Annotated in this window: 23 protein-coding genes; 3 read left to right on the top strand and 20 right to left on the bottom strand. The window is 61.1% G+C overall.

Going from position 1 to position 26975, the window contains the following annotated elements; genetic code table 11:
• Positions 1–124 precede the first annotated feature (124 nt).
• A complete protein-coding gene (locus ND528_RS01755; RefSeq protein WP_263469451.1) occupies positions 125–922 on the top strand; it encodes a class I SAM-dependent methyltransferase in 798 nt (265 codons plus the stop codon).
• A 116-nt stretch (positions 923–1038) separates the two neighbouring features.
• Here ND528_RS01755 and ND528_RS01750 read toward each other — a convergent pair whose 3' ends face one another.
• The 17 genes from ND528_RS01750 to ND528_RS01670 all read right to left on the bottom strand — a co-directional run bounded on the left by ND528_RS01750 (position 1039) and on the right by ND528_RS01670 (position 19512).
• Positions 1039–1347: an addiction module antidote protein gene (locus ND528_RS01750; protein WP_263469450.1), complete on the bottom strand. Its 309-nt coding sequence runs from the start codon at positions 1345–1347 to the stop codon at positions 1039–1041.
• A gap of 304 nt (positions 1348–1651) precedes the next feature.
• Positions 1652–2344 carry an N-acetyltransferase gene (locus tag ND528_RS01745; protein WP_130909502.1) on the bottom strand — a complete coding sequence of 231 codons (693 nt, stop codon included), beginning with the start codon at positions 2342–2344 and terminating at the stop codon, positions 1652–1654.
• Positions 2341–3531 (bottom strand): GNAT family N-acetyltransferase, encoded by a 1191-nt coding sequence (locus ND528_RS01740; RefSeq protein WP_263469449.1) that lies wholly within the window; start codon positions 3529–3531, stop codon positions 2341–2343. Before ND528_RS01740 ends, ND528_RS01745 begins: the two co-directional genes overlap by 4 nt.
• A 4-nt stretch (positions 3532–3535) precedes the next feature.
• Positions 3536–4225 (bottom strand): GNAT family N-acetyltransferase, encoded by a 690-nt coding sequence (locus ND528_RS01735; RefSeq protein WP_263469448.1) that lies wholly within the window; start codon positions 4223–4225, stop codon positions 3536–3538.
• Between the two features lie 61 nt (positions 4226–4286).
• The gene (locus tag ND528_RS01730; protein WP_263469447.1) at positions 4287–6206 is read right to left on the bottom strand and encodes a hypothetical protein; all 1920 of its coding nucleotides are present in this window, start codon (positions 6204–6206) and stop codon (positions 4287–4289) included.
• Positions 6203–7510 (bottom strand): oligosaccharide flippase family protein, encoded by a 1308-nt coding sequence (locus ND528_RS01725; RefSeq protein WP_263469446.1) that lies wholly within the window; start codon positions 7508–7510, stop codon positions 6203–6205. The genes ND528_RS01730 and ND528_RS01725 overlap by 4 nt, the downstream gene beginning before the upstream one ends.
• A complete protein-coding gene (locus ND528_RS01720; RefSeq protein WP_137216081.1) occupies positions 7507–8508 on the bottom strand; it encodes a polysaccharide deacetylase family protein in 1002 nt (333 codons plus the stop codon). Before ND528_RS01720 ends, ND528_RS01725 begins: the two co-directional genes overlap by 4 nt.
• A gap of 13 nt (positions 8509–8521) precedes the next feature.
• Complete coding sequence (locus tag ND528_RS01715) at positions 8522–9658, bottom strand: glycosyltransferase (protein ID WP_130909496.1); 1137 nt, start codon at positions 9656–9658, stop codon at positions 8522–8524.
• On the bottom strand, positions 9651–10619 hold the full coding sequence (locus tag ND528_RS01710; protein WP_130909495.1) for a glycosyltransferase: 969 nt from the start codon (positions 10617–10619) through the stop codon (positions 9651–9653). The genes ND528_RS01715 and ND528_RS01710 overlap by 8 nt, the downstream gene beginning before the upstream one ends.
• Positions 10616–11983 carry an O-antigen ligase family protein gene (locus tag ND528_RS01705; protein WP_263469445.1) on the bottom strand — a complete coding sequence of 456 codons (1368 nt, stop codon included), beginning with the start codon at positions 11981–11983 and terminating at the stop codon, positions 10616–10618. Before ND528_RS01705 ends, ND528_RS01710 begins: the two co-directional genes overlap by 4 nt.
• Positions 11980–13071 (bottom strand): glycosyltransferase family 4 protein, encoded by a 1092-nt coding sequence (locus ND528_RS01700; RefSeq protein WP_212615875.1) that lies wholly within the window; start codon positions 13069–13071, stop codon positions 11980–11982. Before ND528_RS01700 ends, ND528_RS01705 begins: the two co-directional genes overlap by 4 nt.
• Positions 13068–14660, bottom strand: coding sequence for a GumC family protein (locus ND528_RS01695; protein WP_263469444.1), 1593 nt, complete (start codon positions 14658–14660; stop codon positions 13068–13070). Before ND528_RS01695 ends, ND528_RS01700 begins: the two co-directional genes overlap by 4 nt.
• Before the next feature lie 16 nt (positions 14661–14676).
• Positions 14677–15699 carry a polysaccharide biosynthesis/export family protein gene (locus ND528_RS01690; RefSeq protein ID WP_130909491.1) on the bottom strand — a complete coding sequence of 341 codons (1023 nt, stop codon included), beginning with the start codon at positions 15697–15699 and terminating at the stop codon, positions 14677–14679.
• 21 nt (positions 15700–15720) lie between these two features.
• The gene (locus ND528_RS01685) at positions 15721–16368 is read right to left on the bottom strand and encodes a CpsD/CapB family tyrosine-protein kinase (protein ID WP_263469443.1); all 648 of its coding nucleotides are present in this window, start codon (positions 16366–16368) and stop codon (positions 15721–15723) included.
• Positions 16368–17114 carry a sugar transferase gene (locus ND528_RS01680; protein WP_137216088.1) on the bottom strand — a complete coding sequence of 249 codons (747 nt, stop codon included), beginning with the start codon at positions 17112–17114 and terminating at the stop codon, positions 16368–16370. Before ND528_RS01680 ends, ND528_RS01685 begins: the two co-directional genes overlap by 1 nt.
• Before the next feature lie 14 nt (positions 17115–17128).
• Complete coding sequence (locus ND528_RS01675; protein WP_263469442.1) at positions 17129–18163, bottom strand: NAD-dependent epimerase; 1035 nt, start codon at positions 18161–18163, stop codon at positions 17129–17131.
• A complete protein-coding gene (locus tag ND528_RS01670) occupies positions 18160–19512 on the bottom strand; it encodes a UDP-glucose dehydrogenase family protein (RefSeq protein WP_137216092.1) in 1353 nt (450 codons plus the stop codon). The genes ND528_RS01675 and ND528_RS01670 overlap by 4 nt, the downstream gene beginning before the upstream one ends.
• A 388-nt stretch (positions 19513–19900) precedes the next feature.
• Here ND528_RS01670 and ND528_RS01665 point away from each other — a divergent pair, with 388 nt between their 5' ends.
• A complete protein-coding gene (locus ND528_RS01665) occupies positions 19901–21598 on the top strand; it encodes a sulfatase-like hydrolase/transferase (protein WP_212615879.1) in 1698 nt (565 codons plus the stop codon).
• Between the two features lie 114 nt (positions 21599–21712).
• On the opposite strand, the gene ND528_RS01660 is transcribed toward ND528_RS01665, so the two are convergent.
• Together ND528_RS01660 and ND528_RS01655 are read right to left on the bottom strand one after the other, a co-directional pair.
• On the bottom strand, positions 21713–22732 hold the full coding sequence (locus ND528_RS01660) for a helix-turn-helix transcriptional regulator (RefSeq protein WP_263469441.1): 1020 nt from the start codon (positions 22730–22732) through the stop codon (positions 21713–21715).
• Entirely contained in the window at positions 22729–23673 is a 945-nt protein-coding gene (locus ND528_RS01655; RefSeq protein ID WP_263469440.1) for a LysR family transcriptional regulator, read from the bottom strand. The genes ND528_RS01660 and ND528_RS01655 overlap by 4 nt, the downstream gene beginning before the upstream one ends.
• A gap of 97 nt (positions 23674–23770) precedes the next feature.
• Here ND528_RS01655 and ND528_RS01650 point away from each other — a divergent pair, with 97 nt between their 5' ends.
• The gene (locus ND528_RS01650; RefSeq protein WP_263469439.1) at positions 23771–24622 is read left to right on the top strand and encodes an AraC family transcriptional regulator; all 852 of its coding nucleotides are present in this window, start codon (positions 23771–23773) and stop codon (positions 24620–24622) included.
• A gap of 337 nt (positions 24623–24959) precedes the next feature.
• On the opposite strand, the gene ND528_RS01645 is transcribed toward ND528_RS01650, so the two are convergent.
• Positions 24960–26933, bottom strand: a complete 1974-nt coding sequence (locus ND528_RS01645; RefSeq protein WP_212615898.1) for an alkyl/aryl-sulfatase — start codon at positions 26931–26933, stop codon at positions 24960–24962.
• Between the last annotated feature and the right edge of the window lie 42 nt (positions 26934–26975).

The following is a 26975-nucleotide window of genomic DNA, read 5'->3' as shown; positions in this document are numbered from 1 at the left end:
TCCTTTTTCTGTAGGACTCGCTGAAGAGGACTGCGCAGTGTGATTACAACATTGGAACAACCGCCACCCCGGGTCTGTTCTAGACTCACGCAGCTCAATCACGAGCCTCACCCGGAGTAGCGCCATGGAAGTGCCCACCCCCAAAACCGCCATCGAAAGCAATCGACAGGCGTGGAACGATTCTGCCCGTCATCATCAGGATTCGCCGGACTGGCAGGCATTGCTCAACGATGTCGCGCAGGCGGAGTTTTGCTGCCTTGATGACACCTCGCGCGGCTTGCTGGACGTCGACGGCAAAGACGTGATTCAACTGGGCTGCAATAACGGTCGGGAGAGCCTGTCGCTGTTTGCGCTGGGTGCGCGCAGTGTCGTCGGCGTCGATCAATCGGCAGCCTTTCTCGCACAGGCCCGCGAGCTGAATAGCCGCTCGCCGCACACTGCTGAGTTCATCGAAAGTGATATCCACCATCTGCCCGCATCGCTGCATAACCGCTTCGACGTAGCCCTGATTACCATTGGTGTACTTAACTGGATGCCTGACATCGGCGAATTCTTCCATCATGTCGCGCAGGTGCTGAAGCCGGGCGGCAAACTGGTGATCTACGAAACCCATCCGTTTCTGGAGATGGTTGATCCGCAGGCTGAAGATCCCTACCGCCTCGCCAGCTCGTATTTCCGTGTCGAGCCGTTTGTGCAGCAAGAGCCGATCGTTTACGTAGGTAAAGTCGAGCAGCCGGCGGCAAAGTCGTACTGGTTCGTGCATACGCTGGGCGCGATCTTCAGCGGCGCCATTGGAGCGGGGCTGCGCATTGTGGATTTTCAGGAATATGCGCATTCGAACCGGGAAGAGGTGTATGACTGCTACCTGAACCAGCAGGCGCAGTTGCCGATGTGCTTTAGCCTGGTGGCGAGCAAGGCCTGAGATCCTTTATTGCGACGGCTGGCCTCTTCGCGAGCAGGCTCGCTCCCACAGGGAAACGCATTCCATTGTGGGAGCGAGCCTGCTCGCGATGGGCGGCATTGCGACCGCTACAAAATTCACGGAACGGCGTGATTGACTACGTGCCCCGGCTGCGCATAGAGATCAATGCCTAGTGCATGAATTACCTTCAACACTGTGTCAAATCGCGGCTTCGCTCCGGGAGCAAAAGCTTTGTACAAACTTTCACGACCCATGCCTGAATTCTTGGCGATCTGCGTCATTCCTCGCGCCCTTAACACGTAACCGATTGCGCGAAGGAATTCTTCGCTGTCTCCGTCTGCAAGCACCTGCGACAGGTATTCACTGATGGCTTCGTCACTGTCCAGCAGCGCGACCATGTCGAAATTCATCAAAGTCTGGCTCATGGTTAAACCTCCTTTGCCATTTTTTGTGCGCGTCGGATGTCTGCGCTTTGTGAGGATTTGTCGCCTCCGATGTCGTGCTCGACTGTATCCAAGTGGATACGGATAAACAGTCGGCCAAGTCTTTTCCGAATGTTGGAAGTGTCGTCACAGTTTGTAGGCAACCAGCCAATCGATTGTGAGAGCTGCGGTGCAGCTACTGACCTCTTCGCGAGCAGGCTCGCTCCCACAGGGAAATGCATTCCAGTGTGGGAGCGAGCCTGCTCGCGATGGCGGTATCAAAACCGCCGCAAATATTCAGCCTGAATCAAGCCTGCGCCGGCGCACTGACTACCGGTCTTTCCGGCTTGCGCAGCGCCTCCAGCCTTGACTCGCTGTAGCGCGTTTCGCGGAAGAAGCGCCAGTGGCCGAACAGGTCGTAAACATGGGTGATCCGCCCTTGTTCCTTATAGCCCAAGCGCACATGCATCTTCAGGGCCTGGATATTGGCGTTGTCGCAGATATCCACCACTTTTTTGTACCCACCGGCGTCCATGACTTGCCAAAGTGCGGTCTGTGCGTCGACGGTCAAGGTGCTGCCGAAATAGGGCCGGGCAATTTCGGCACCGAACTGGAAGTACTCACCGGGCTGGATCGTGAACGTGTAGCGGTAGAAGTGGCGATCGTAATAGTCGCGGGTGCTGGCCCAGACGAACCCGACGGTGTGGCCTTCCTGGTCCAGGTACATGTGCCCCGTGTGCCCTTCAGCGGCCAATTCGGCCATGGTCTGCACACGATCACCAAAGTACTTGCCGAAAGCCTTGGCGTTGTCCTCGGTAATGTCGACTCTATGTAAACCTTCACAGGGGCGCAGTTTGTTTGGCGCGATCGGCGTGACCAGATCGCGCTCCATCCACAGCAATTCACGGTGAGCGAAGACATAACGTTTGCCGAACGCGCCAAGGGTGCGGCGCAGGCCTTTTTGTTTGATGCGCAGAAGCAGTTTGTCGATGACGTTCATGATGCTCTCCGAGGCGCTAGCCCAGGTGTGGTGGATGAAGTTGCAGGTTGTGTTGCGGATGTATTTGCCGCTTTCGGTTTGCCGGCACGCTGTGCGCGCCATTTTTGCAGGGCCGGTTTGACGCAGTACCAAAGACGCAGCCCCAGGCCCAGCAGCAAGCCACTGGGGCGCCATGAGTAGAAGCTCCAGCGCCAGTGTTCCAGTTGCCCGGTCATGCGCTCGTGCAGTTGATGACTGGAGTTTTCCAGGCTGACCCGCGAGGCATCGATCCAGTGCCATTGCTCGTCCAGGCCCCAGCGAATCCATTCCTCCAGCAGCACCCGACCGCTGCCCAGATCGGCATGTTGCGGCAGGAACGCCAGGTTGTAGTCGTAGAGTCGGCCCTGCTCGAGCAGGCCCAGCCGATAACTGATGCAGCGGCCGTCCAGCTCCAGCGTCACCACTCGCACCAGCCCTTGAGCGGCGAGGGCGGTGAAGGCGTTCTGTATCCATTGACGACTGTGGTCAGTTGCGAAAATGCCGACGCCCTCGTCACCTTTCCAACTGACCGACTCGACTTCTTCCAACGCCTGTAAAACCGTAGGCATCGACAGCGCATCGGGGATGATGCGCCGCACTTGGGCGCCGCACGCGGTAATCCGTTTGCGCGCCCGGCGCAGTTTGTAGCGCGGGTCGCCGGAGACTTCCTGATGGTCGGCGTCGCTGATCAGATGCACAGGCACCCGGCAACTCAGGCGCCGTTCAGCAGTAGAGCTACGCGCCATCCAATCGGTGAGGGCACTTTCTTCCCCAGCAGGTTCCGACAGTTCGTTGAGTTGCAGCAGCGCATGGGGCAGGCGCTGACGGATCAGCATCAGCGCATCGCGCATATCCTCTGCGCCGAGCAACGACAGCAGGGCCAACCGATCGGCCAGCGGATAACCCAAGTGGCGCAAGACGCGAAATGGCACGCCCGCGAAGCGTTCGCGGCTGGCCACCAGCGGCAGGCACAGGCGCAAAGCCTCTGCTTCCCAGCCGAGCAGAACGTGCAGGCACTGATTCTCTTCCAACGCCTGTTCTGCCGCGCACAACCAGCCGAGATTGTTGAACGGCGTGTGGTCGGTCACGCGCAGGCGCAATGCCTCGTAGGCCGTCGCCGGGAAGTCGGCAGCGCACAGCGATGTGCGCCATTCGAATCGCATCGCCATTGGGTCAGACCGCCGTTGCTGGGACAGGTGGACGGGAAGTTTTGCGCAACGCCGTCAGGCGCGAACCGCTGTAGCGGGTTTCGCGATAAAAGCGCCAGCGACCAAACAGCGTGTAGATATGGGTGATCCGCTGTTGTTCGGTATAGCCCATGCGCAGATGCAGCTTGAGCGCCGGAATGTTGCTGGAGTCACAAACATCGACCACTTTGCGGCAGCCTTTCTCAGCCATGGCTTGCCACAGGCGCACTTGCACATCGACTGACAATTCGCTGCCCCAGTAGGCACGGGTCATTTCGCCACCGAACTCGAAGAACTCGCCAGGTTTCACCGGGAACCGGCAACCGTAGTAATGCCGATCAAAATAGTCGCGCGGCGTACCCCAGATGAACGCCACGGCATCGCCATGCTCGTCGACATGCATATGCCCGGTGTGACCTTCACTGGCGAGTTCGGCCATGACGCCGACACGGTCGCCGAAGTAACGGGTGAAGGCGCTGGCGTTGTCTGCGGTGATCTTCATTACGCGCAGTGGCGGGTACGGTTTGAGGTTGTGCGGCGGCACGGGGCTGACCAGATCCCGTTCCATCCACAGCAGTTGCCGATGGGAAAAAATGTACATTCTGCGGATCTTCGCCAAGGTCGCTCGCAGACCTTTACGACGGATATGTCCGCTGAGTTTTTTCAAGATATCCATGGTCTCTTCTCCTGATGAAGGTGCCGCGCGCAGCATGACGCTCGCAGGGCAGAAGGGCGGTTCATGAAGCGTTCCAGGTGAGGGCAAACAGGGTTTGCCCGGGTAATTCGAAACGCACGCGCCCGTTTTCGCAGGCGAACGGTGCGTCGCGGGCGCGATTGTCAGCGCCGAAGAAATGCAGGGCGCCTTGGTTGAGCGGGCACTTGGCACCGCTCAGAGCAACGCGTTGCAGGCGTGTGCCTTTGTTCACCCCGAGTAACGTGCGCTGCTCGTCGCCGGCCATCGCCAGCACATCCACTTCGAAGGCATCGTTATCCAGTTGCAGCACGTGTGGCAGCCAATGCCGAGCGATGAATTGCTGGGCCAGGCCCACCGGTTTCAGCTCGAAGCGATTGCCGTCCAACACGCGCACCATGCCCTTGGCGTAGGGCGGTTCGTCGGCCGCCTGAAACCAGTTGAGCATGCTCAGCAAACCGTCCTGAGAAGCATTGATGACCACCGATGCCCACCACAGCGCGGCGTAATGAGTTTCCTGGTCGTACGGGCTCAGGCTCGAGCCACTGGACAGATTGGTCTGGTCGAGTAGCAATGCTTTGCGCGGCTGACCCTTTGCGTCGAGGCCGACCAGTTGCGCGGCGCGGCGCACGCTGTCGCGGTAGACGCGAGTGGCGAGCAGGTCGCGGACCATCCATTCGTGCCAGGCCAACGCGTCGATCTGATCGGGCGCTTCACTGAGCAGACGCCGTGCCCAATCGATCCCGCGTTTGTCTGCGGCGTTATTGGCGAACGGGCCGTTGACCAAGCGCGAACTGGCCGGCATGGCGATGCGCACGCCGGCCCTGGCGTTGGCCGGATCGCTGCGCACCTGCCGGGCCATGCTGACAAAAATCGCCCGATAATCTTCGTAGCTTGAATAGTTGAGGTTCGGCTCGTCGGCGAAGCCGATGTAATGCGTGCCTTGACCACCCAAGGCACGAGTACCGGCTAGCCATGTCTCAAGGCCGTTGCTGCTTTGTACATCGGCGCGCAGATTGGCCTGACGCCCGGTGCCGGCGAGCAGGGTGATGTCCTGGCGGATGCCGAAGCGCGTCTGATAGAGCTGACGAACCGGGTCTTCGAAGCGGGCATTTTTCGCGCTGACGTCAACGTAGCTGTAATAACTCGCCGCACCCGGCTTCAACGCATCCAGTGCGGCATGACTGCTCGCGGGCGGCATCAGATTGGGCAGCGCAATGCCCAGATCCGGAGTGCGCCCGAGCACCTTGCCATGCAGGGTCAGGCGTACCTCACCCGACTCTTCACGCACTGGCTGCAGCTGCTGCGGATTCTGCGCAAACAGGTTGGCCGTGCCGTCGAGCCAGAACGCCGCTTTGCCGCTACCCTGCAGGCGCAAGCGCCACACTTGAGGCCGGTCACTGACCGGCAAGGCCACTTGATCGAATTGCCAATAGGCGCGGTGGGGCTTGAGGGCCAGCGACAGCTGTTGTCCATCGTCTACACGCTGTGCTTGCAGCGCGTTGACGCCGCCATGGTATTTGCCGTTCAGCACCGCATGCTCTCCCGGTGCGACCTGGAAAAGCAGCTCAGTACCATTGCGGGTTTCGACGCTGAAATGCACTTTGGCCGGACTGAACAGCGCCACGGTGGTTGCGTCATGCTCGACGCGGTAACTACGGAAGCTGTAGCCGGGAATCTCCAGGCGATAACCGTCAGCTCCCGGCGCCAGCGGCCAGCTTTGCGAACCGCGAACCTCACTGGCCTTGATGAAGCGATCACCTTGCAAGCGGCCATGGCCGTCAAGCAGGTAGATATGCTCTTCATTGGCCTCGGCCTGCCACGCCGGAACCCAGCGCACGGTGACTGTATCCGGGCGGTCGGCTTGCAGATACAGGCTGCCATCGCGGATGTCGCCCCACTGCATGGGCGCAGCGAAGGCATTCAGCGTCATGCCGAGTCCGAACAGCAGGGCCAGGCGCTTCATGCGGCTTTCCTGCGGTGCAGCATCAGCCACATCGGGCTGAGGTCGCCGGGCAGAATGAACAGCGTGTGCCAGAACGGTACGCCGCTCAGCCTGCAATAAAGCACCAGCATCGCCAGGGTCACTGCCAGATAGGCAATCGAGGACGCCGCCGCTGCGCCGACGATGCCGTAGCTCGGGATCAGCAGCAGATTCAGGCCCAGATTCAGCAACGCGCCCACCCCCATCATCAGCGAGACGGTGGCGGGGCGATTCTTGCCGATCAGGTCCAGGCGCAGAATGCTTGCGTAGCACAGGCCCAACAGCCCCGGCAGCAAAGCCAGCAGCGCCGGATAGGCCGGTTGGTAGGCGACGCCGAACAGAGTGATGATCAGCCACTCGCCGATCAACGCCATCGTGACGCAGGCGCCGAGCATCACTGTGGCGGTCAGGCGCAGCGCCAGCGGCGTGACCTTGTCCATGCCCTTATCCTGTTGCAGCAGGCGCTTCATCAGCGGTGTGGTGACCGCTTCCGGAACTATCAACAACAGTTCGGCGGCGGCGCTGGCCATGGCGTAGTGGCCGAGCGCGCTGCTGCCGAGCAGGGCGCCGATGAACAGGTAATCGGAGCGCAGGATCACCTGTTGGAACAGCAGGTCCGGATGGCTGCGCGCACTGAATTTCAGCAACTCGTTCTGGCTCGCACGATCCCATTGCAGTTGCAGCGGCTGTGCGCGTTTGAGCCACATCCAGCCCACCAGTACCACCAGGCTGATACCGGCCAGCCAACTGATGAGCGCCGCTTCGAGTGCCGCCTCTTTCCACATCCAGAACAGCGCAACAAACAACAGCAGTGGTGCCAGCGATTCGATCAGGCGCAGGACATTGAAGGCGACCACGCCACCCGACGCGTTGTGCAAGGTCAGCAGGCCGCTTTTGAGCACGGTCAGCGGTACCGCCAGCAGCAACAGCCAGGCCAGCAGACCGAGCTGCATCGTGACATCGAGTTCGCTGCCAAATTCTCGCGCCAGCGCCACCACCAGCAACGTCAGCAGCCCGGCCAACAGACAACCGAACACCAGCACTTGAGCGAGCAACAGACCCATCGGCCGCTGGTTGGCCGCTTGATAACCGACCGCCGAATTCAAGCCGCCGCTGGTGGCCGCACTGATCAGATCCGGCAGGGTGCTGAGCAGGGCGAACAGGCCGCGTTCGCTCGGCCCGAGAATCCGCGCCAGCACCACATTGCGCAGCAGGCGCAAGGCAATCATCGCCAGTTTGGTGCCCATGCTCAGGGCCAGATGCCGGAGGTAGCTGCCGCGACTCATGGCCGTGCCCCGCGAAAGATCCGTAACGACAGCAGCTCCGGAGTGCGCGCGGTGCGCTGGCTGACGCCGAAGCGCGGCAGGTTGAGCGGGTCGCCGGCGCCGCGATAGAGTCCGGTGGACGTGCCAAGCGCAAACGGATAATCGTGATTGGCGACCTGCTCGCGCACGCGCTCATCGTTGTCGCCGTTGGGGTAGCAATACACCGGCAGTGGCCGATTGCAGCCGTTGTGCAGGGCGTCGCGGCTGCGGCTGATTTCTTCGTGCAGACGCATGTCATCCAGGCCAGTGAGAATCGCATGACTGGCGCCGTGGGGACCGAAGCGCACCAGACCGGACGCTTCCATGGCGCGCACCTGATGCCAGTCCAGCGCTTGCGGCAGAGAATCCGGCGGACACTCATTGGTCAGACGTTCGAGTTCCTGCGGATCGAGGCTCTTCAGCCCTTGCAGGTAATGCAGCAGTGCCAGGCTGCGCCGGTCGACATCGATATCGTCGAGCAACACCGGCAGCGGATGGCCGGTGATGCGCAGGTGCTCGATCAGGTGCATACGGGCCTTTTCGCCATGGCTGCCCCATAGCGTTTCACCGACGCTTTCCCACCAGAAGCGTTGCCGGCTGCCAATGAAATCGGTGGAAAGAAAAATGCTCGCCGGCACCTGATATTTTTGCAGCAGCGGATAGGCATTGACCGCGTTGTCACGCCAGCCGTCATCGAAGGTCAGCGCCACGCGCGGGCGCTCGGTGCGCAGGGCGTTGGGCTGCAACAACTCCATTAGCGGCACGCAATCGAAATGCTTGCGCAGCCATATCAGCAAGTGTTCGAACGCCTGCGGGCCGACGCACAGTTCATTGCGGTGCGGCAGGTTGGCCGCACGGTCGTTGGCCAGCACTCGGTGGAGCATCAGGATGACCCCGGCCCCGTGCAACTGGCTGCGCCCCACGGACGAGTTGAGATAGAGCCAGCCGCTGGTGCGTTTTATCAGTTGTTTGATAGCCATGGCATGCGCCCTCTCAACGATTCTGGTCAGGATTCCACTGTGCGTAACGTTGCCCGCGCAGGAACTGCCACAGGCCGACGCTCATGCCTGCCAGTGTCACCAGCAGGAATGCCGCGAGGCGGAACGGTTTCGGTAAACGGTGTTGCGAATCCAGCAGGCCGGCGATGGCAATCGAGTAACCGAGCAATTGCGCGATCAGGCTCAGGCGATAGAAACCGTGCTGGTTCCACAGCCAGAAATTGCTCAGCAGCAGCGGCAGCAACAGCACCGGCGCCAGTCGACGAATCAGTTTGTGGCTGATCAACGCGATCGAATACAGGCCGTGCTTGAAGGGATTGAGCAGTTCACGGCGTTGCGCCAGGCTCTGCAGGCCACCGACGGTGACCCGCTGGCGGCGACGCCATTGCTTGTCCGCTTCGTCGACGCCCTGATCGATCACCTGCGCCTCGGGCACGTAGACGATGCGTTTATGCGCCACCGGAGCGCAGGTACTGATGAAGAAATCGTCGTTGACCTCCGCCGGCACGTTCTGGAATAGCTCGCGGCGCAAGGCGAGCAGGGCGCCGTCGGCGGAGACCATGCAGCCGGTGCGATTCTCGACCCGGCGCAACCAGCCTTCGTAATGCCGATACAGGCTGTCGCCGACGCTCAGGCCACCACCGGTAACCGGGATCACCATGTGCCCCGCGCAGGCGCCGACCTGCGGATCGCTCAGCGGCGCGAGCAAGTGGCCGAGCGTGTCGCGCGACCATTGGTTGTCGGCATCTGTGAACACCAGAATGTCGCCGCTGCTCAGGGCCGCGCCGGCATTCAGCGTGGCGGCTTTGCCCTGACGCGGCAGGTCGAGCACGGTGATGCGCGGATCAATCACTTTGTGCGCGCAAGCCACGGTGTCATCGGTCGAACCATCGCTGGCCAGAATGATCTGCAACGCGGCCGGCTGATAGTCCTGAGCCAGCAGCGTGCGCAGCTTGTGCTCGATATGGCGTGCCTCGTTGTGCGCGGCAATCACGATGCTGACGTTCAGCGGCGGTGCGGGAGCATGTCGCCAGGCCGGAAACAGCGGCGCGAGCAAGGTCAGCAGCAGCGGATAGCCGATGTAGGCGTACGCTGGCAACAACAAGCACAGGCAAAAAATGAGTTCAGCCACGGGCAGGCCTCCTTGCATTCCAATGACACAGACCGAGAATCAATGCCGCGCTCGCCAGGTGCAGACGCACCCAGTGCAGGCCCCAGAGTTGCAAGGTCAGGCTGAGGTGATGCTGGCGAATGCTTTGCCGCAGGCTGAGCAGCAGACTGGGCAGCAGGCCCGCCATCAGCAGCAGCAACGCCTGCTGCGCGTGGCCGCCCAGCAATGCGACGATCGCCAGAGCATCGAGCAACCACACCAGCAATGACAGCAGCGGAAACCGCAGCAGGCGCAGGCTCATGCCGTGGGCACGGAGCAATTGCAGGTGACTGCCCTGACGCCACAGTTCCTTGCCGATCCATTCGCGCCAGGTCATTTCGTAGCCCCAGTGCAGGGCGACGCTGGTATTGACCGACAGCAGGCGAGCACCGTGCCTGTGCAGACGCAGGGTGTATTCCTTGTCCTCGCCGGTGCGCAGGGTTTCGTTGAAACCGCCGACCTTGTCGAACCACTGTTTGCGCATCAGCAGGTTGGCACTGGGCAGCCATTGCACGGTGCGCGTAGCGCGGCTCGACGGGCGCAAAGAACGGCGCTGCCACGCGGCGGCGAACCACGGCGCGGCGGCAGGGGTGTGCAGGTCGAGGCCGAAGACGTCGCCCTGGTCGTCCGTAGCCAAAGCAAACATCTGCTTCAGCCAGTCTTCGGGCATCTCGATATCGGCATCGATGAACGCCAGCCATTCACCGCGGGCAACCGTTGCGCCACGATTGCGCAAGGCGCCGATCAGCAGGCCGGGCAGCAGCAGGACCTGCGCGCCGAATGCGCGGGCGATCTGCGGCCCCTCGTCGGTGGAGCCGTTGTCGACGACTATCAATTCACAGTCGATGTCGGCTGCGTGCGCGGCCTTGCTGGCGGCCAGCAGCGTTCGGCCGATGTGCCGGGCTTCGTTGAACATCGGAATGACAATGCTGATCCGGCTCATGCCTTGGCCTCCGTCAGCGCTGGCTGCTCGGCTTTCAGACGCAGCACCCAGGTCAGCGCCAGCATGATCCACAGGTATTTCAGGTTCGGCGCACTGAGGAACATCAGGAACAACGTCAACGACAGAAAGCTCATGCCCAGATGGGTAACCATGCCTGCGTGCTGCCACTCGCGCCGTTGCAGCCACGTGCGTCGTGCGCGGATCAGGTTGTAGAAACCCTGTACCAGCATGCCGACAAACAGCAGGCCGGCGGGAATCCCCAGTTCGCTGAAGATCTCCAGATAAGTGTTATGCGCCCGGCGATACAGGTCGCCGATCTTGCGGTTGGCCGAGAACGCCTTGGCATAACCGGTGGTCGCGTAGTGCAGCGGGAAGGTGCCAGGGCCGGAGCCGAGCAACGGATGCTCGCGGATGATCTGGCTGCCAACGACAATGTAGGAGGCGCGACGGCCGAGGGATTCGTCCTGGGCCTTGGCCCCGGCGCTGATGATGCTCAGCGATTGAATGCGTGCCAGATAACCGGCCGGCATCGCATAGATCGCCAAGGGCAGGATGATCGCAGCACCGAGCATGGCGAAGCCGAAATGCCGTGGACGAATGCGGGTTAACTGCTGGCGGTAGTGCCAGACTCCGATTGCCAGACTCAACGCCAGTACCACCAGCCCCGAGCGCGACTCGGTTTTGGTCATGCCGCCGAGCAACAACAGGCAGCAGCCAGCCCAGAACAAACGGTGCAGCAGGTTCGGGCTGCGAATCACCAGCAGCAGGCCCAGCGGCACGGCGAAAGCGATCAGCAGGGCAAAGGCATTCGGGTCTTCGAGCAGGCCGGCGGCGCGGCCCTTGTCCTGGAATCGGCTGGAAAACATCGCCATCGCGCAGGTCGCGCTGACACTGAGGGTGACCAGTCGGGCGAACAGATCCAGATTCAACTCACGGCCAATCAACAGGGTGATCACGAACAGGACCAGACCCACGCTCAGTTCACGCAGATGAGTTTGCGACATGCCCAGATTGTCGCTGGCGAACAGGCTCAGCAGGTACAGCGCCATGAAACCGATCAGGTAGCGCCACAGATTGCTGCGCAGGCGTTGCGACGGAATCTGGTGCAGCGCCAGTTGCAGCATCACGATCACTGCCAGCGAGGCACCGATCAATTTGCTGCCCGATACCGAGCTGTCCTTGAAGAACCCTTCGAACGGCACCAGCGCGGCAATGCCGAGCAGGCCCCAGGTCGGCTTGCGGTAGAGGACGGTGAAACCGACCAGGCCAATCACCGCCCCCGGTGCCAGATACGGCCAGGGACTGGCCAGCAGACCGAGGCTGACCAGGGCGAACAGACTGACGATCGAGAGCGGGAAAATCATGCGCGTGTCTCCCGTGCCGTTTGGATGTACAGCTGCGACCAGCGTTCGGCCAGAGCCTTGAGGTCGTAGTGTTCCTGTTGGGTGCGTCTGGCGTTGTCGCGCAGCTGCGCGGCCAGCTTCGGTTCGGCCAGCAGTGTGTCGAGCTGGCGGGCGAGGGCGACGGTATCCGTCGGCGCTGCGAGCAGGCCGTTGTGGCGGTCCTGCAACACATCGGGAATACCGCCGACCGCGAACGCCACCACCGGCACGCCGGCCTGCATAGCTTCGAGCAGAATCATCGGCGTGCCCTCGGTGCGCGAGCTGATCACCAGCGCATCGAGTTGCTGCCACCAGCCTTGCATCGCCGTCTGGTAGCCCGGCAGGCGAATCCGCTGCTGCAAACCGGCAGCGTCGATGCGCGCCAGCAAGGCTTCGCGTTCCGGGCCGTCGCCGAGCATCACCGCGTCCAGTTGCGGATGCTGGTGACACAGGCCGATCAGCGCATCAAGAAACAGATCCGGGCCTTTTTCGCTGCTCAAGCGACCGACGTAACCGGCCAGCCAGCGTTGCCGCTCTGCCAACGGCGGCATCGCTGGCGCCGCTGGCAGACCGTTGGGAATCACCTGCAACTTCTCCGCACGCACGCTGGCCTCAAGGTGCAGCGTGGCGATGCTGTGCGCCACGCAGACCACCCGTTTCACCGACGCCGTGCGGCACAGTTGCAGGCTCAGCCAGGTGTAGAACTTCTGCTTGCGACTGCGCGGCGTGAAGCCGTGCTGAGTAATCACCAGCGGCAGGCGCAACAGCGTGGCGCCAACCCAGCCGAACAGCAGCCCTTTAAAGTTGTGGGTGTTGAGCAACGGCTTGTCGCCACGGCGCTGACGCAAGTGCCGCAACAATTCGCCGAGCCCGGCACAAGCGCGAGCGTCCACCCCGGCCTCGCGAAAGCGCGAGATCAATTCTGGCGGCGCGTCGAGAAACAGCACCTGGTGCTGCCCCGGCGTGGCCAGGCAATGATCCAGCAACATCCGCTCGGCCCCGTAGAAGCCGCCGCTGCTGAGCAAGTGAATGATCGGCAGGGCGACGATTGGGGTGGACACCGCGTTCAATTGCGCACCCAGTGAACCAGGCTTGGCATGGTCCAGTTCTTGTGCGGATTGCCCGGCTGCGACGTTTCCTCGTTGAGCACCAGCAACACTGGCACGCCCAGTTCATGGCTGATTTGCGCCGGATGCTTGAAGCGATGGTCGAAGAACTCACGCACGTAGACGAACGCTATTGCCAGCAGAAGCCCGGTGAACAGCCCGAATGGAATGATCAGCATCGGCTTGGGAAAGGCCGCCTCGGTCGGTTCATACGGTGGACTCAACACCCGGGCATTGGACAAGTCGTTGTCCAAAGCGCGTGTCGTGCTGCTTTCGGCAAAACGTTGCGCATAGGTGGAAAACGCTGCGTGCAACGCGCCGATTTCGGTGTCCATCTGACGCAGCTTGCTTTGGGTCTGCTGCAACTGATGGATGCGATTCTTGAACTCGGCAATGCGCGCGGTTTTCTGTTCGATGACCTGGCTCACCACCGACAGGTCGATCGTGCGTTCCTGGATGCGGTTGTTGACCACTTTGAGGAACTGCTGGCGGGTGCGGGCAATTTGCTCGCGGGCCAGCAACATCGGTTCGCTACCGGGCTGAAATACCGCCAGGTCATTCATATAGCGGCTGACCTGAGTGGTCAGCGCCTCGCCCATCTGCCTGATCTCGCGGTCTTCGAAGGCAATGTTGTCCACCGTCGTGGTGAAGGTGAACGGGAAGGTGTAGTCGTTGAGTTTGTTGGAGTTGGCCGCCGCCAGGCTGGTTTTCAGGTAATCGAGCCAGCGTTGGCTCTGCAGCAAGCGATCGCGATACAGGTTGAGTGCCTGCTCTTCGGTGTTGATCGCGTTGAGGCGAAAGGTGATTTCCTCTTTCGGGTCGGAAGAACCGACGCTTTCCAGCAGCCCCAGTCGCGCGCCTTCCAGGCCATCGAGCCGTACCTGATATTGATGCTTCTTGGTCTCGTAGAACGAATGCGGCAGCTCGATTGACTGCAGCGCCTGACGATCGACCAGGTAGTTCTGCAGCAACGCGGCAACAAACGTTGTGCCCTGGGCCGGATCGGGGAAGCTGTAGACGATCGAGATCACGTTGGAACCCGGCAAGGTTTCGATCTTCAGATTGTCGATGGCCTCCTGGGTCAAGCCGTCCAGTACCGTGTCGCGCACCGGATCGGTTTGCATGCCCAGCGCATCACGCAGCGGATTGACCACGTATTCGCGCAGTGGCGTGCTGACGTAACGCTTGAACGGCTCGCCAGCCAGTTTGCTGAGCACCCCCGGCGGCGGGTTGTACTGACCCTTGTCACGCAGTTCGCTGATGGTCTGACGGATCAGCGCCGGCGAACGGAGGATGTTGCTCTCGGTTTCCATGTCCGCCAGCGATGGCGGAATGAAGGTGGCGTTGTCCTGGGTCAGCGAGGTGGTCGCGTCGCCCTGAGAGAGTTTTTTCGACTGCACGATGACCTGCGCGGTGATATCGAAGCTCTGTTTGAGCAGCAACGGCAGGAGCAGGGCGATCACTGCAAAGGTCACGAAAATGCGCTTCACCGTTTGCTTGTTGGCGAAGAAAATCCTGAAGAACTCGTGCAGGTAATTTTCTTTTGGGTTCATGTCGGTCACCTGAGAGTCAGTTGTCACTGCCTTTGTTGTCGACGCGGTAGCCGAAGCTGAAACCGACGCCCTGGAACAGCACCACATCAGCCAGTTGGCGGGCGAGTTCGCCGGCGCTGGCCAGTTTGGTTTTTGGCACGTAGAGCATGTCATCCGGCTGCAGATAGGCGATTTGTGGCGCGTCCCCGGACAGTGCTTTCTCGACGTCGTAGTTCATCGCCTGCACCTGATTGCCGTTGCGCCGCATGATCACCACCGAATCCAGCCGCGCCTTGACGTTGGTGCCGCGCGCCAGGGTCAGCGCCTCAAGTACCGACACTGGCCGGCGGATAGGGTAGGAGCCTGGCTGAGCGACTTCGCCGAGCACGTAGATCTCGTTGCCGGCGGTGGACTTGAGCAGCACGTCCACGGTCATTCGCCCCGGCAGTTGCGCGTATCTCTGATTGAGGAAGGTTTCCAGCTGATTGACGGTCATGCCTTGCAGCGGCACGGCGCCGATTTCCGGAAAACTCGCGTAGCCATCGGTGCCGACGGTGATCTCGCGGCTCATGCCGGTGGCCGGATGATTCAACGCGCTTTTGAGGTTCTGCTCGTTGCTCAGCGGGCTGAGAATCTGTACCGAGAGCTGATTGCGGTTGGGCTGGAACAGTTGCTTGCGCTCATACGCACGCTGGATTTCCTGACGGGCTTCTTCGCTGGTCAGTCCGGCGATTTTCACTGAGGTGTTGGCGCCCGGCAGTTCGATGGTGCCGTCGGGCAGCACCAGTTGCGTGCCGTTGAGCTGGCTGGCGGCGGTGAAATTCAGGCCGATCTGGTCACCTGATTGCACGCGGTAAGCGTCCGAACCGCTGGTGCTGATGTGAAAGATCACATCCAGCACGTCTTTCGGGCGCAGGGTCTGTTCGACCCGCGGCATATCGGTGGCCTGGGCGTTGGCCGGCGTGGCGGTGAGGATATTCACCGGCATGTTGCGGGTCTCGGAAGTGCTGGTGCAGCCCGCAAGCGGCAGCAACAGCAGGACAAGCATTCTGGCGTTCATGGCGTCATCCTTTGCGTTCGCTTACAGGTTTTTGTAAAGCCATTTGGGCATGTAGTACTTGCGCCGGTTGAACACGCTGCCGACCACTTTCGCCCCGGCCTGAGTCAGGCGTTGCACAGCGGCCTGGGCAACTTCCCAGCGGGTGTCTTCGGCGCGCACGACAAACACCACGCCGTCGACCTGAGTGCTGATGACCAACGTGTCGGCGGCCGAATACACCGCGTCGCCATCGATCACCACGAAGCGGTACTGGCGGCCCAGTTGCTCGAGCAACGGGCTCAGGCGCTCGGCGGTCAGGTGCTCCAGCGTGCGGATCGGCCGGCCATTGGGCAGCACATGAAAGGGCAGGCTCGAGACCTGCACCACGCAGTCCTGCAACAGCGGCGGGTTGTCCGGGTTGAACAGCAGGTCGCGCAGGCCGCGCTCCTTGCCGAGGTTCATCTGCTGGGTGAGGTTGTTTGCCGACTGGCTGGCGTCGACCAGCAGTACCTGGCCGCTGCTCATCTGCGCCAGTTGACTGGCCAGCGCCAGCGCGCTGGTGGTGGTGCCGGCGCCGGGATTGGCGGCGGTCAGGAACAGGCTGCGCAGATCGAGATCCAGCACGGTCGAGGTCAGATTCGATTCGCTGGGGCTGGCGATGCTCAGGCTTTTATTGGTTGAACCGTCCATTAGCTTGCTCCGTGGCCGCTGAATACTTTGAAGGGGGTTTTCAACAGAATCTTCAGATCAAGCAGAAGGCTCTGCTCGGCGATGTAGCTGAGGTCCAACTCAACGCGCTGGTCGAAGTCGATGTTGCTGCGTCCGGAGATCTGCCACAGACCGGTCATGCCGGGGTAGATCGCCAGACGCGCGAGGTGATTGTCCTTGTAGCGGTAAGCGTTGAACGAGGTCGGGCGAGGGCCGACCAGGCGCATGTCGCCGGTCACCACGTTGATCAGGTTGGGCAGCTCATCGAGGCTGGTGCGCCGCAGAAAACTGCCGATGCCGGTGACGCGCGGGTCCTTGTCGATCTTGAAGTCGATGGCGTCGGCCCCGTGTTTGTTCAGGTGGCGCAGCGACTCCTTGAGTTCTTCGGCGTTGCTGACCATGGTGCGGAACTTGAACATGCCGAACTTGCGCCCGCGATAACCGGTGCGTTTCTGCACGAACAGCACCGGCCCCGGGCTGGTCAACTTGATCGTCAGTGCCAGGCCCAACAGCACGGGCGAGAACAGCAGCAGAATCGTCAGCGCACCGAGGCAGGCGACCACCCGGTTGGTCCGCGACAGCTGCCATGGGCGGCCGCCATCGCGGCCGCTGAGCCAGCCGCGACCCTGACGGTGGATCGCTGCGTCGAGGCGCATGCGATGTTCCGGGTCGACGCGCTTGTCAGGGCGCATCTGTGCAATCGACACACTTCTTTCATGTCCAGTCATGGCGTCCTCCGCATTCAATCAGCCGCAAGCGGCGCACGGGCAGTGGGGTAGTAGTTGCGGAACCAGGCGATGAAGCGGCCCAGTCCTTCATCCAGTTCTATCCGGGGCTGGAATCCGGTGGCCTCGGCCAGATCGCTGGCTTCGGCGCAGGTGTTGAGCACGTCGCCCGGTTGCAGCGGCAGCAGCTCGACAATGGCTTTGCGATCGAGGTGTTTTTCCATCAGGGCGAGGTAGGTTTTCAGCGCGACCGGTTGCTGCCCGCCGATGTTGAACAGGCGCCACGGCGCCATGCTGCTGGCCGGATCGGGCTGTTCGCGATCCCACTGCGGATTGGCTTGCGGTGGCTGATCGATCAGGCGCGCGATGCTTTCGATGATGTCGTCGATGTAGGTGAAGTCGCGCTGGTGCTCGCCGTAATTGAACAGCTTCAGCGGCTCGCCTTCGCTGATCGCCCGGGCGAACTGGATCGGCGACATGTCCGGCCGGCCCCAAGGCCCGTACACGGTGAAAAAGCGCAGGCCGGTGCAGGGAATGCCGAACAGATGGCTGTAGCTGTGCGCCATCAGCTCGTTGGCTTTCTTGGTTGCGGCGTACAGCGACAGCGGATGGTTGACGCCATCCTTGACTGAGTAAGGCGTGTGCTGATTGGCGCCGTAAACCGAACTCGACGAGGCGTAGATCAAATGCTCGACCGGGTGATGCCGGCAGCTCTCGAGAATGTTCAGGAAACCGTTGAGGTTGCTGTCCAGATACGCCCGTGGATTGTCCAGTGAATAACGCACCCCGGCCTGCGCGGCCAGATGAATCACCACTTGCGGCTGCTCGCGGGCAAACAATGCGTCGATCGCCGAAGCGTGGGCCAGATCCACCGTGGCCAGCGGAAAATCGCCGACCTGCTCGCGCACCCACTGCACGCGATCGTGCTTGAGCTGCGGGTCGTAGTAGTGATTGAAATTGTCCAGGCCGACCACCGAATGCCCGTCGCGCAGCAAGCGCAGGACGCAATGGGCACCAATGAAACCGGCGGCACCGGTCACCAGAATCTTCATGGCCGCAGCCCCTCAGGGGCGATGTGGCGCAGACCGATACCGCTGTAGTGCAGGCCGGCGGCGGCAACCTGTTCCGGGTTGTACAGGTTGCGGCCATCGATGATCACCTTCGACCGCAGCTTCTCGGCGAGCAGTTCGAAATCGACCACGCGGAAGTTTTTCCACTCGGTGCAGATCACCAGCGCATCGGCGTCTTCGAGGGTGTCGTCGCGGGTGGCGCACAGGTGCAGGTCGTTGCGGTAGCCGTAAATGCGCCGGCACTCGGACATGGCTTCCGGATCGTAGGCCTGCACGCTGGCGCCTTCGGCCCACAACGCGTCCATCAGATAGCGGCTGGGGGCTTCGCGCATGTCGTCGGTGTTCGGTTTGAACGCCAAGCCCCAGACCGCAATGGATTTGCCGGCCAGGCCTTGCGGAAACTGCGCGCGCAATTTGCTGAACAGGATGTGCCGCTGGCTATCGTTGACGTCGGTGACGCTGCGCAGCAGTTTCAACGGCATGCCGTTGTGTTCGGCGGTGTGCAGCAAGGCCCGCAGATCCTTGGGAAAGCACGAGCCACCGAAGCCGCAGCCCGGATAAATGAAGTGGTAGCCGATGCGCGGGTCGGAGCCGATGCCTTTGCGCACCGCTTCGATGTCGGCGCCGAGCAGTTCGGTGAGGTTGGCCAGTTCGTTCATGAAACTGATGCGGGTGGCGAGCATCGCGTTGGCCGCGTACTTGGTCAGCTCGGCGCTGCGGTTGTCCATGAACATCAGTTTTTCGTGGTTGCGGCAGAACGGCGCGTACAGCTCGCTCATCTGCTCGCGGGCAGCGTCGTCGCGGGTGCCGATGATGATCCGGTCCGGGCGCATGCAGTCGGCGAGGGCGCTGCCTTCCTTGAGAAATTCCGGGTTGGATACCACGCGCACCTGCAGCTCGGTTTTGCCGCGCAACAGCAATTCGCTGGTGGCCGTGGCCAGAACCTGGTCGGCGGTCCCGACCGGCACCGTGGATTTGATGATCAACGTGCGATCAGCCTCCATCAGGCCGGCAATCTGCCGGGCGACGTTGAGCACATGACTGAGGTCGGCGGAGCCATCCTCGTCCGCCGGGGTGCCGACGGCGATGAAAATCAGCTCGGCGTGGGTTACCGCATCGCTGGCCTGGGTACTGAACGATAGACGCCCGGCCTTGATGTTTTCTTCAAGTGTCGCGGACAGGCCTGGCTCACTGATTGGCGGCACCGCTTGTTGCAGTTGTTTGATCTTGTTCGGGTCAATATCAATGCATAAAACCCGATGGCCGACATCGGCAAGTGCAGCGGCTTGTATAAGTCCGACATAGCCAGTGCCAAATACGCTCACGTCCATCTACGCACCTCAATAAAACCAGAAAAGTTAACTACGGAATGAGATTGTTAAAGGGGTATAGCGCAGGGTTGGAAAAGCGTGTCAGCAAAATGACATGTTGCGCGGGTATAACACTTGAGACGTTTTTGGCGATTGGCCATCAAGTCATTGCTGCGATTGAAATTGTTGTTTTTTTACAGATTTGTTCAGATTTAAAGTAAGCGACAAGCGGTCGAAAGTATTGGTTTTAAAGGCTTTTAGCGATTTGGTGTGTCAGATTTGAGGCACCGTTTTTTTGACGCTTAATCCGGCTATCAGTCAATTCTTGCGCTTTTGAGGCCGAGTGCTAGTGTCAGGTTCTGACCGACAAAGCTTTGACATCCCGCCCTTTCGCACGCCCGGTATCGCCATGTTCCGATATGCCAAAGAACTACTCTTAGTTGTCTTTTTGCTGTTGTATTCCGACTATTACCTGGAGCGGTTAAATGCTATCGGGTGGGGTTTCAATGCACTTGTTTTTGGCGCGATGTTTTTGGCGCTTACTTTAGCGCTATATCTGACTGCCTATATAAGGCAGGCTCTTGTTCGACATGCATTCGCATTAACGCTGTTTGCTGCTGCGGTTTTTTTTGATGTCTACACCCGGGTCACCGCGGATTACTTGAGGTATAGCGATTTTGTCTCGCTGGTGTATTCGGGTGGGTTCATTCAGGAAGCGGCGTATCAATACCGCGACGCGATTTTGCGCGCGGTGCTCAATGGCTTGCTGCTGTTGTTTGGCATCGGGCTCAAGCCGCGTCATGCGCTGGTCATACCGAACGCGTTGCGGGTCGCGGCACCCATCGCCGGCGTGTTGATGCTCAGCGCTCTACTGTTTTTACGCGCGGGAGAGGGCGCCCGGGGCCTGCCGATCATGTACACGCCTTTGGCCTACCTGAACCTGTTTGCCTATGAAGCGCTGCAAGACACCGTAGGCCCGCGTGAACCAGTGACGCTCGCACGTGCCGCGCCTGCCGTCGGCCACGACATCGTGCTGATCATCGACGAAAGCATTTCCGGCAATTACCTCGACATCAATGCGCCGTTCGGCGTGCACAGCAACCTCAAGCAAGCGCCGGCCGGGGTCGATGTCTTCAACTTCGGTTATGCGGCGTCGATTGCCAATTGCAGCGCCGACACCAATGTCACCTTGCGCTACGGCGGCACCCGCGCCGATTACCGGCGCATCAACAGCACGCAGCCGTCGATCTGGCAGTACGCAAAAAAGGCCGGGCTCGGCACGGTGTACATCGACGCCCAGCGCACCGCCGGCAACCTGCAGAACCTGATGACCGCCGCCGAGAAAAACGACATCGACAGTTTCGTGCAATTCGACCAGACCAGCGTGCGCGACCGCGACATGGCGGCAGCGGCGAAGCTGATCGAACTGCTCAACGACCATCACGCCGAGCTGATCGTGATCAACAAGGTTGGCGCGCATTTTCCAGTGCATGACAAATACCCCGATGCGTTCATGGCTTACCGGCCAACGCTGCCACGCGGGCAATTCACGGAAGTCGCCGACACTGGCGAACGCGCCGGTTTCAATGGCCAGCCGGATGACTGGGTGCTGTATCGCAACGCCTACAAGAACACGCTGTTGTGGAACGTCGGCGAGTTCTTCGCCAGGGTGTTTGCCCAGGCCAACCTGAACAACGCGCTGCTGATCTACACCTCCGATCATGGCCAGGATCTGCACGAGCGCGGCAACCCGGGCTTGAATACCCATTGCGGTGGCGACCCGGTGGAAGAGGAGGGGCTGGTGCCGTTGGTGGTGATCCAGGGCCGTGGATTGCAGACGCCGGACTGGGCGGCGAATCTGCCGGTAAACAAGGACCGCTCCAGCCACTACAACATCTTCCCGACGCTGTTGCAGGTGATGGGTTATGACCTGGCGGGGATTGAAGCGGTATATGGCAAACCGCTGAGCGTGCCGACGGCGGATGAGTTCACCTTCAACTACCGCTTCAATGCACGGTTGGGGGCCAAGCCTGAGTGGAAGCATATCGATCTGGGCAGCATCGTTACGCCTGAGCGGGCGCCGGCGAGTGTGGCTGCGGGGCAGTGAGTTTTGGGTTGCTCGGGCGGGCCTCTTCGCGAGCAGGCTCGCTCCAACAGGGGATTGCATTCCAGGGTGGGAGCGAGCCTGCTCGCGAACAAGTCGGGTCAGGCTGCGACAGTCTCAACCCTTGTTGAACCGCGCCCGATACTCCCCAGGCGCGCAGCCCAGCCAGCGCGCGAAAGCCCGATTGAATCCCTGCACATCGCTGTAACCCAACCGATCCGCCACTTCGACCAGCTCCAGCGCCCCGGACTGCAACAGGTCCTCGGCCCGATAGCGCCGATGCTCATCGAGCAGTTCGCTGAAAGTCCAGCCCAACGCCTTCAAACGCCTTGCCGCCGTGCGCTCGAGCACATGCTGCGCGGCGCAGAATCGTGGCCAGTCCGCCGTCGCCAGATCTTCGATCAGATAATCGCTGAGCTGTCCGAGCAGAGTCGACTCGCTGTGACGGCGAGTCTGTTCCAGCAGATCGACAAGCGTTGTTTCCAATGCCGGATTGCCCGGTGTCAACGGCATCACGAACAGCTGCGGATCCAGATAAATCGCCGCCCATGACCGCTCTGCGCTCACCGAGGTGCGCAATGCCGATTGATGCTGCTCGCGGCTTGCCGATGCCAGTGCCACACCCAGCACCGGATCACCGGGCACGCCGCTGGCGAGCAACTTGCGTCGCACCAGGCTGCACAGGCTGACGAGGATGTAATCGGTCAGCGCCGCCGGAGCATCAAGACTCCCGGCTTCGACCAGACGCAGTGTTACGCCGTCATCTTCACGCAGGATTTGCACACGGAAATGTCCATTGAAAAACACAAAGTACTCGGCGAAAAACTCACAGGCACGTTCCAGCGACACGGCGACATCGAACAGATAGGTCAGTCCATTGGTGGCCGTCGAAACGAAGCGTTCACCCGCCGCCAGACCGATCAGTGGATCCCCGCTCTGTTCCACGGCAAACGCCCAGAAGCGCCGCGACATCAGCAGCGGCATGCGCGTGAACGGCGTGCGCAGATCGAACAGGCTGCGGCGCAGTTGTGCTTCGATGGCGCCTTGGCTAATGCCGCGCGCGAGCAATTCTTCAATGGCCGGCAGCAAGGTCGGCGCGTAAAAAGCGTTGACGGATTGCGGATGGGTTTTGCTCATGTTGTGTGCGCGTCTCCCGTCGCTCCGTTAGCCGCCAGCAACCGCTGATCGACGCTGAGGATCGCTTCGATCATCGCCCGCGCGGCCGGCGTCAGGGTATAGCCGGCGCGGCTGACGACCCCGTAACCCAATTGCAGCGCCGCTTCGTCATGCGGCACGTCGACAAAATCGAGCAACTCGATCAGGCCTGCGTCGAGCTGCTCACGCAAGGCCTCCAGCGTCGCCAGCCCCACCGCGTCTGAGCGCAGCACCACACGCTGGATCGCGTCAAATTGTGCGCACTCGACGCTCGGGGTGAAGTCGGATTCACCGAGGATATCGGCGAGCACCTTGCGAATCATCGGTGGAATGCGTGTGCCGACGATCGGGTAGTCGAGCAGGGCGCGCAAGCGCAGGTCTCGTTGCGCGAGGAGCGGATGGCCGGCGCGACAGAAAAACCGTCCCGGCCGCGTGCGCAGCAGGTGCACCTGATACTGTGGATCGCTGACAAAGTGCCGCGCGTCCGCGACGAAAAACTCGATCTGCTGCTCGCGCAACCACAACGTCAATTGCTGCCAGTCGCCCTGATGAAACCGCGTGCGAATTGCCGGGTGCGCCTGAATGAAATCGGCCAGCGCTTCCGGCACCAGCACCTGTGCCGGATACGGACCGCAACCGAATTGCAGTTCGCCGCCGGTGAGGCCGTTGTATTGCGTCAATTCGTTGTGCAGCGCCTGACTGCCAGCGAGCAGGCGCCGCGCATGTTGCAGCACCAGTTGGCCTTGCCCGGTCAGGCGAAATTCACGGCTGCTGCGCTCGACCAGCTCACAGTCAAGGTCGCGCTCAAGCGTCTGGATGCTGCGGCTGAACGCCGGTTGGCTAAGGTTGATCGCCTCGGCGGCGCGACCGAAGTTGCGGTAATCGGCGAGGGCGACCAAGTGGCGAAGCTGGCGAAGATCCATCATGCGTCTCCTGCATTTTGCGGATACTTTTAATGCATTGGATCGATAGCACGTCCGCTGGCATAAGTACACGCCTGGTCTTCGATAGCGCGCCTTCATGTCTCAGTCTCTGTTCGCCTCCAGCGCGTTTACCCGCACGATTCTCGCGCATGCTCGCCAGTCCGGACTGTGCCCGCAACGCTTGATGGCGCGCGTGGGGATCTGCCCATCAGTGCTCGCCGGGCAGCATCAAATGATCGCCGCACAAGCGGTTGAACAGTTGTGGCGTGAGTGTGAATGGTCAGGGGTAGCGCCGACGTTTGGCTGTGAACTGGCCGACGGGCTGGCGACCGATTGCCTGCAAGGGCTGAATATCCTGCTCGACTCGGCGGCGACCTTGCGCGCCAGCCTGCAGTGCTTCATCGACTGCTTGCCGCAGGTGATCAACTACGTCGCGGTGGAGTTGGTCGAGGCGGGCGAATTGGCTCATATACACCTGCGTTCGCCGCAGGGGCAGCTGCATCATTTCGCTCTGGACGCGGCGGCGATAACGCTGGTGCGCAATATTGCCCGTCGATTGGGCAGGGCGCCCGGAGACCTCTTCGTGAGTGTGAGTCTGCGCCCGGCGCAAATGGCCGGTGGCTGGCTGCGTGAAGTGGGCATTGCGGTGGAGCGGGGCGAGCAGCTGTGCCTGACCTTGCCGCGATATAGCCTCGATCAGGCCTTGCTGGGCGCCAACCCGTTTCTGCACCAGAGCATGCTGCGTCACTGGCACGCTGCAACTTGCGCACCTGCGCGTGAGGACAATCTATCGATGGCGCGGCACTGGCTGACGGCGGGCGATCAACCGATCGAACGGATAGCCGAGCGGCTGGGTTATCGCCAGCCGAGCAACTTTATCCGCGCGTTTCGCAAACAGTTCGGGATTACGCCGAAGCAGTTTCGGTTGAATCCGGGGCAGGTTTGTTGAAAGAAGGATTGAGGTGATTGATCGTTATTGAGGGTGCCAGCAAGATTTACCCCCTCACCCCAGCCCTCTCCCCCAAGGGGGCGAGGGGGAAAGGGAGCCGATCTTCATGGCGTTCGGAATCTGAGTTCAACTCGGTATCCCACGTCGGCATATCTCGTACATCCAACACAGTCAGTCCCCTCTCCCTCCGGGAAGGGGGCTTATGACTCATGGGAGCTGATGTGCGTGTTATTCAAAATTGCATTCAACTCGTTATCCCACGTCGGCGTATCTCGTACATGCAACTCGGTCGGTCCCCTCTCCCTCCGGGAGAGGGCTAGGGTGAGGGGCTTTTGACTTACGGCGTGACGATATTGAACTGCGGCCCGAACGTATCCAGGCTGCCCATCAATAATCCGAATTTCTGACCATTGCCCTGCAACTTCACCAGTCCTTTTTGCATCGCCGTCGGGAAGTCCAATTGTTTCAGGCTGATCTTCTCCAGCGTATCGCGGCTCAGGCTTACCCTCGCATCCGCCGCCGGATTCAAGCCGGCACGGTGAGTCAGCACGCCGTTGCGCAAGGTCAGGGTGAAATCCCTTTGCACATCGTCGAACGTCCAGTTCAGCGTCAGGTCATGGGCCACGGCTTTGTCGCTGTCCAGGCGTACCGCGAGGTAGTCGAAGAACATTTCCGGACTCATCGCCCGGACCATATCCACCGACACGGTATTGGCTGACTGCGGCGGCACGCCGTTGCGCAGTTCCATCGCACCGGTCAGGTACATGTTGCGCCAGGTGGCGTTCTCGCTTTGATAACCCAGTTGTTCCAGCGTCTCGGCCTGCGCCTTGCGTGCGTCGGCGTTGTCCGGATCGGCGAACAGCAACTGATTGCCCAACTGCGCGGCCCAGCGGTAGTCCGCACTGGCCATCGCGCTGCGCATTTTCTCCAGCACCGACGCGGCACCGCCCATGGCCTCGACCGAGCGTTTCGCCGCATCCACCGGCGGCAGCGGATTGAGGTTGGCCGGGTTGCCGTCGTAGAAACCCATGTAGCGCTGATACACCGCGCGCGTATTGAAACTCAGCGAGCCGTAATAGCCGCGGGTGTACCACTTCTGATCGAGCGAGCCGGGCAGTTTCTTGATTGCTTCGGCAATTTCCAGCGGCGTCAGGCCCTGGTTGAGCAAATGCAAGGTGCGGTCGTTGATGAAGGCGTACATGTCGCGCTGATCGGCGAGCAGAGTACGAATCCGCTCGCCGCCCCAGGTCGGCCAGTTGTGTTGGGCGAACAGCACGTCGGCCTTGTCGCCATAGCGCGCCAGGCTGTCATCGAGGTATTGCGACCAGGCCTTGGCATCGCGTACCTGCGCACCGCGCGGGGTTAGGATGTTGTGCATCATCTGCGTGGCGTTTTCGGCCATGCACAAGGCTTTCAATTCGGGCAGATAGAGGTTCATCTCCGCTGGCGCTTCGGTGCCCGGGGTCAGCTGGAATTCGACTTGCAGGCCAGCAATGGTGCGAGTTTCCAACGGCTCGGCGATCAGGTCGGTAGGCGCGATCAGCGTGACCGTGCCACCGCTGGGCGCACTCTTGCCGAGGCCAGCGTCGACCTGACCTTTTTCACTGCGCGGCAACAGGCTGCCGAATTGGTACTGCGCGCGGCGGCTCATGGCGTTGCCGGCCATGACGTTCTCGCTCATCACGTGTTCCATGAAGCCGACCGGCGCGTAGACCTTGACCTTGCCGGACTTGACATCGGCCTCGTCGATTACCCCGCGCACGCCGCCGAAATGATCGACATGAGTGTGGCTGTAGATCACCGCGACGACCGGTTTGCGCGGCCGATTGGCGTAGTACAGGTCCAGCGCCGTCCTGGCGGTTTCGGCCATGGTCAGCGGATCGATGATGATCAGCCCGTCGTCACCTTCGATGATGGTCATGTTGGCGAGGTCGAGACCGCGTACCTGATAGAGCTTGGGGCTGACCTCGAACAGACCGGCGTGGGCATTGAGCTGTGCCAGTCGCCACAGGCTTGGATTGACCGATTCTGGCGCCTTGTCTTTGGCGAGGAAATCATAGGCATTGACGTTCCAGATGACTTTGCCGGCAGCGTCCTTGATCTGACCCTTGAACGGTGCGATCAGGCCTTTGCTGACGGATTCGAAATCGGTGCGGTCGCTGAACGGCAGGGTTTGCAGGACGGCTGCGTTGCTTGCGGTGGTTTGCATGCTCGGCGCCACCGCACCGTCAGCAGCGAGCAACGGTTGGCTCAGGCAAGCGGTGATCAGGCAGGTCAGCAGGCCGCGCGGGCTCAGGATGAAACGGGGCATGGGTGTCTCCGGTTTTTTATCGTTATGGCCGAACAGCCAGCA

Source organism: Pseudomonas mercuritolerans, from assembly GCF_025706525.1.
GTDB lineage: Bacteria > Pseudomonadota > Gammaproteobacteria > Pseudomonadales > Pseudomonadaceae > Aquipseudomonas > Aquipseudomonas mercuritolerans.
The sequence above is the reverse complement of the archived record's forward strand: the minus strand, read 5'-3'. Positions and strand labels throughout refer to the sequence as shown.

Bases quoted from the DNA above. Each gene is read 5' to 3' on its own strand.
- ND528_RS01705 (WP_263469445.1), bottom strand. From the start codon at position 11,983: ATGATTTTCCCGCTCTCGATCGTCAGTCTGTTCGCCCTGGTCAGCCTC.
- ND528_RS01655 (WP_263469440.1), bottom strand. From the start codon at position 23,673: ATGGATCTTCGCCAGCTTCGCCACTTGGTCGCCCTCGCCGATTACCGC.
- ND528_RS01675 (WP_263469442.1), bottom strand. From the start codon at position 18,163: ATGAAGATTCTGGTGACCGGTGCCGCCGGTTTCATTGGTGCCCATTGC.
- ND528_RS01685 (WP_263469443.1), bottom strand. From the start codon at position 16,368: ATGGACGGTTCAACCAATAAAAGCCTGAGCATCGCCAGCCCCAGCGAA.
- ND528_RS01720 (WP_137216081.1), bottom strand. From the start codon at position 8,508: ATGGCTATCAAACAACTGATAAAACGCACCAGCGGCTGGCTCTATCTC.
- ND528_RS01670 (WP_137216092.1), bottom strand. From the start codon at position 19,512: ATGGACGTGAGCGTATTTGGCACTGGCTATGTCGGACTTATACAAGCC.
- ND528_RS01755 (WP_263469451.1), top strand. From the start codon at position 125: ATGGAAGTGCCCACCCCCAAAACCGCCATCGAAAGCAATCGACAGGCG.
- ND528_RS01680 (WP_137216088.1), bottom strand. From the start codon at position 17,114: ATGACTGGACATGAAAGAAGTGTGTCGATTGCACAGATGCGCCCTGAC.
- ND528_RS01750 (WP_263469450.1), bottom strand. From the start codon at position 1,347: ATGAGCCAGACTTTGATGAATTTCGACATGGTCGCGCTGCTGGACAGT.
- ND528_RS01660 (WP_263469441.1), bottom strand. From the start codon at position 22,732: ATGAGCAAAACCCATCCGCAATCCGTCAACGCTTTTTACGCGCCGACC.
- ND528_RS01690 (WP_130909491.1), bottom strand. From the start codon at position 15,699: ATGAACGCCAGAATGCTTGTCCTGCTGTTGCTGCCGCTTGCGGGCTGC.
- ND528_RS01650 (WP_263469439.1), top strand. From the start codon at position 23,771: ATGTCTCAGTCTCTGTTCGCCTCCAGCGCGTTTACCCGCACGATTCTC.
- ND528_RS01710 (WP_130909495.1), bottom strand. From the start codon at position 10,619: ATGAGCCGGATCAGCATTGTCATTCCGATGTTCAACGAAGCCCGGCAC.
- ND528_RS01745 (WP_130909502.1), bottom strand. From the start codon at position 2,344: ATGAACGTCATCGACAAACTGCTTCTGCGCATCAAACAAAAAGGCCTG.
- ND528_RS01645 (WP_212615898.1), bottom strand. From the start codon at position 26,933: ATGCCCCGTTTCATCCTGAGCCCGCGCGGCCTGCTGACCTGCCTGATC.
- ND528_RS01665 (WP_212615879.1), top strand. From the start codon at position 19,901: ATGTTCCGATATGCCAAAGAACTACTCTTAGTTGTCTTTTTGCTGTTG.
- ND528_RS01730 (WP_263469447.1), bottom strand. From the start codon at position 6,206: ATGAAGCGCCTGGCCCTGCTGTTCGGACTCGGCATGACGCTGAATGCC.
- ND528_RS01740 (WP_263469449.1), bottom strand. From the start codon at position 3,531: ATGGCGATGCGATTCGAATGGCGCACATCGCTGTGCGCTGCCGACTTC.
- ND528_RS01725 (WP_263469446.1), bottom strand. From the start codon at position 7,510: ATGAGTCGCGGCAGCTACCTCCGGCATCTGGCCCTGAGCATGGGCACC.
- ND528_RS01735 (WP_263469448.1), bottom strand. From the start codon at position 4,225: ATGGATATCTTGAAAAAACTCAGCGGACATATCCGTCGTAAAGGTCTG.
- ND528_RS01695 (WP_263469444.1), bottom strand. From the start codon at position 14,660: ATGAACCCAAAAGAAAATTACCTGCACGAGTTCTTCAGGATTTTCTTC.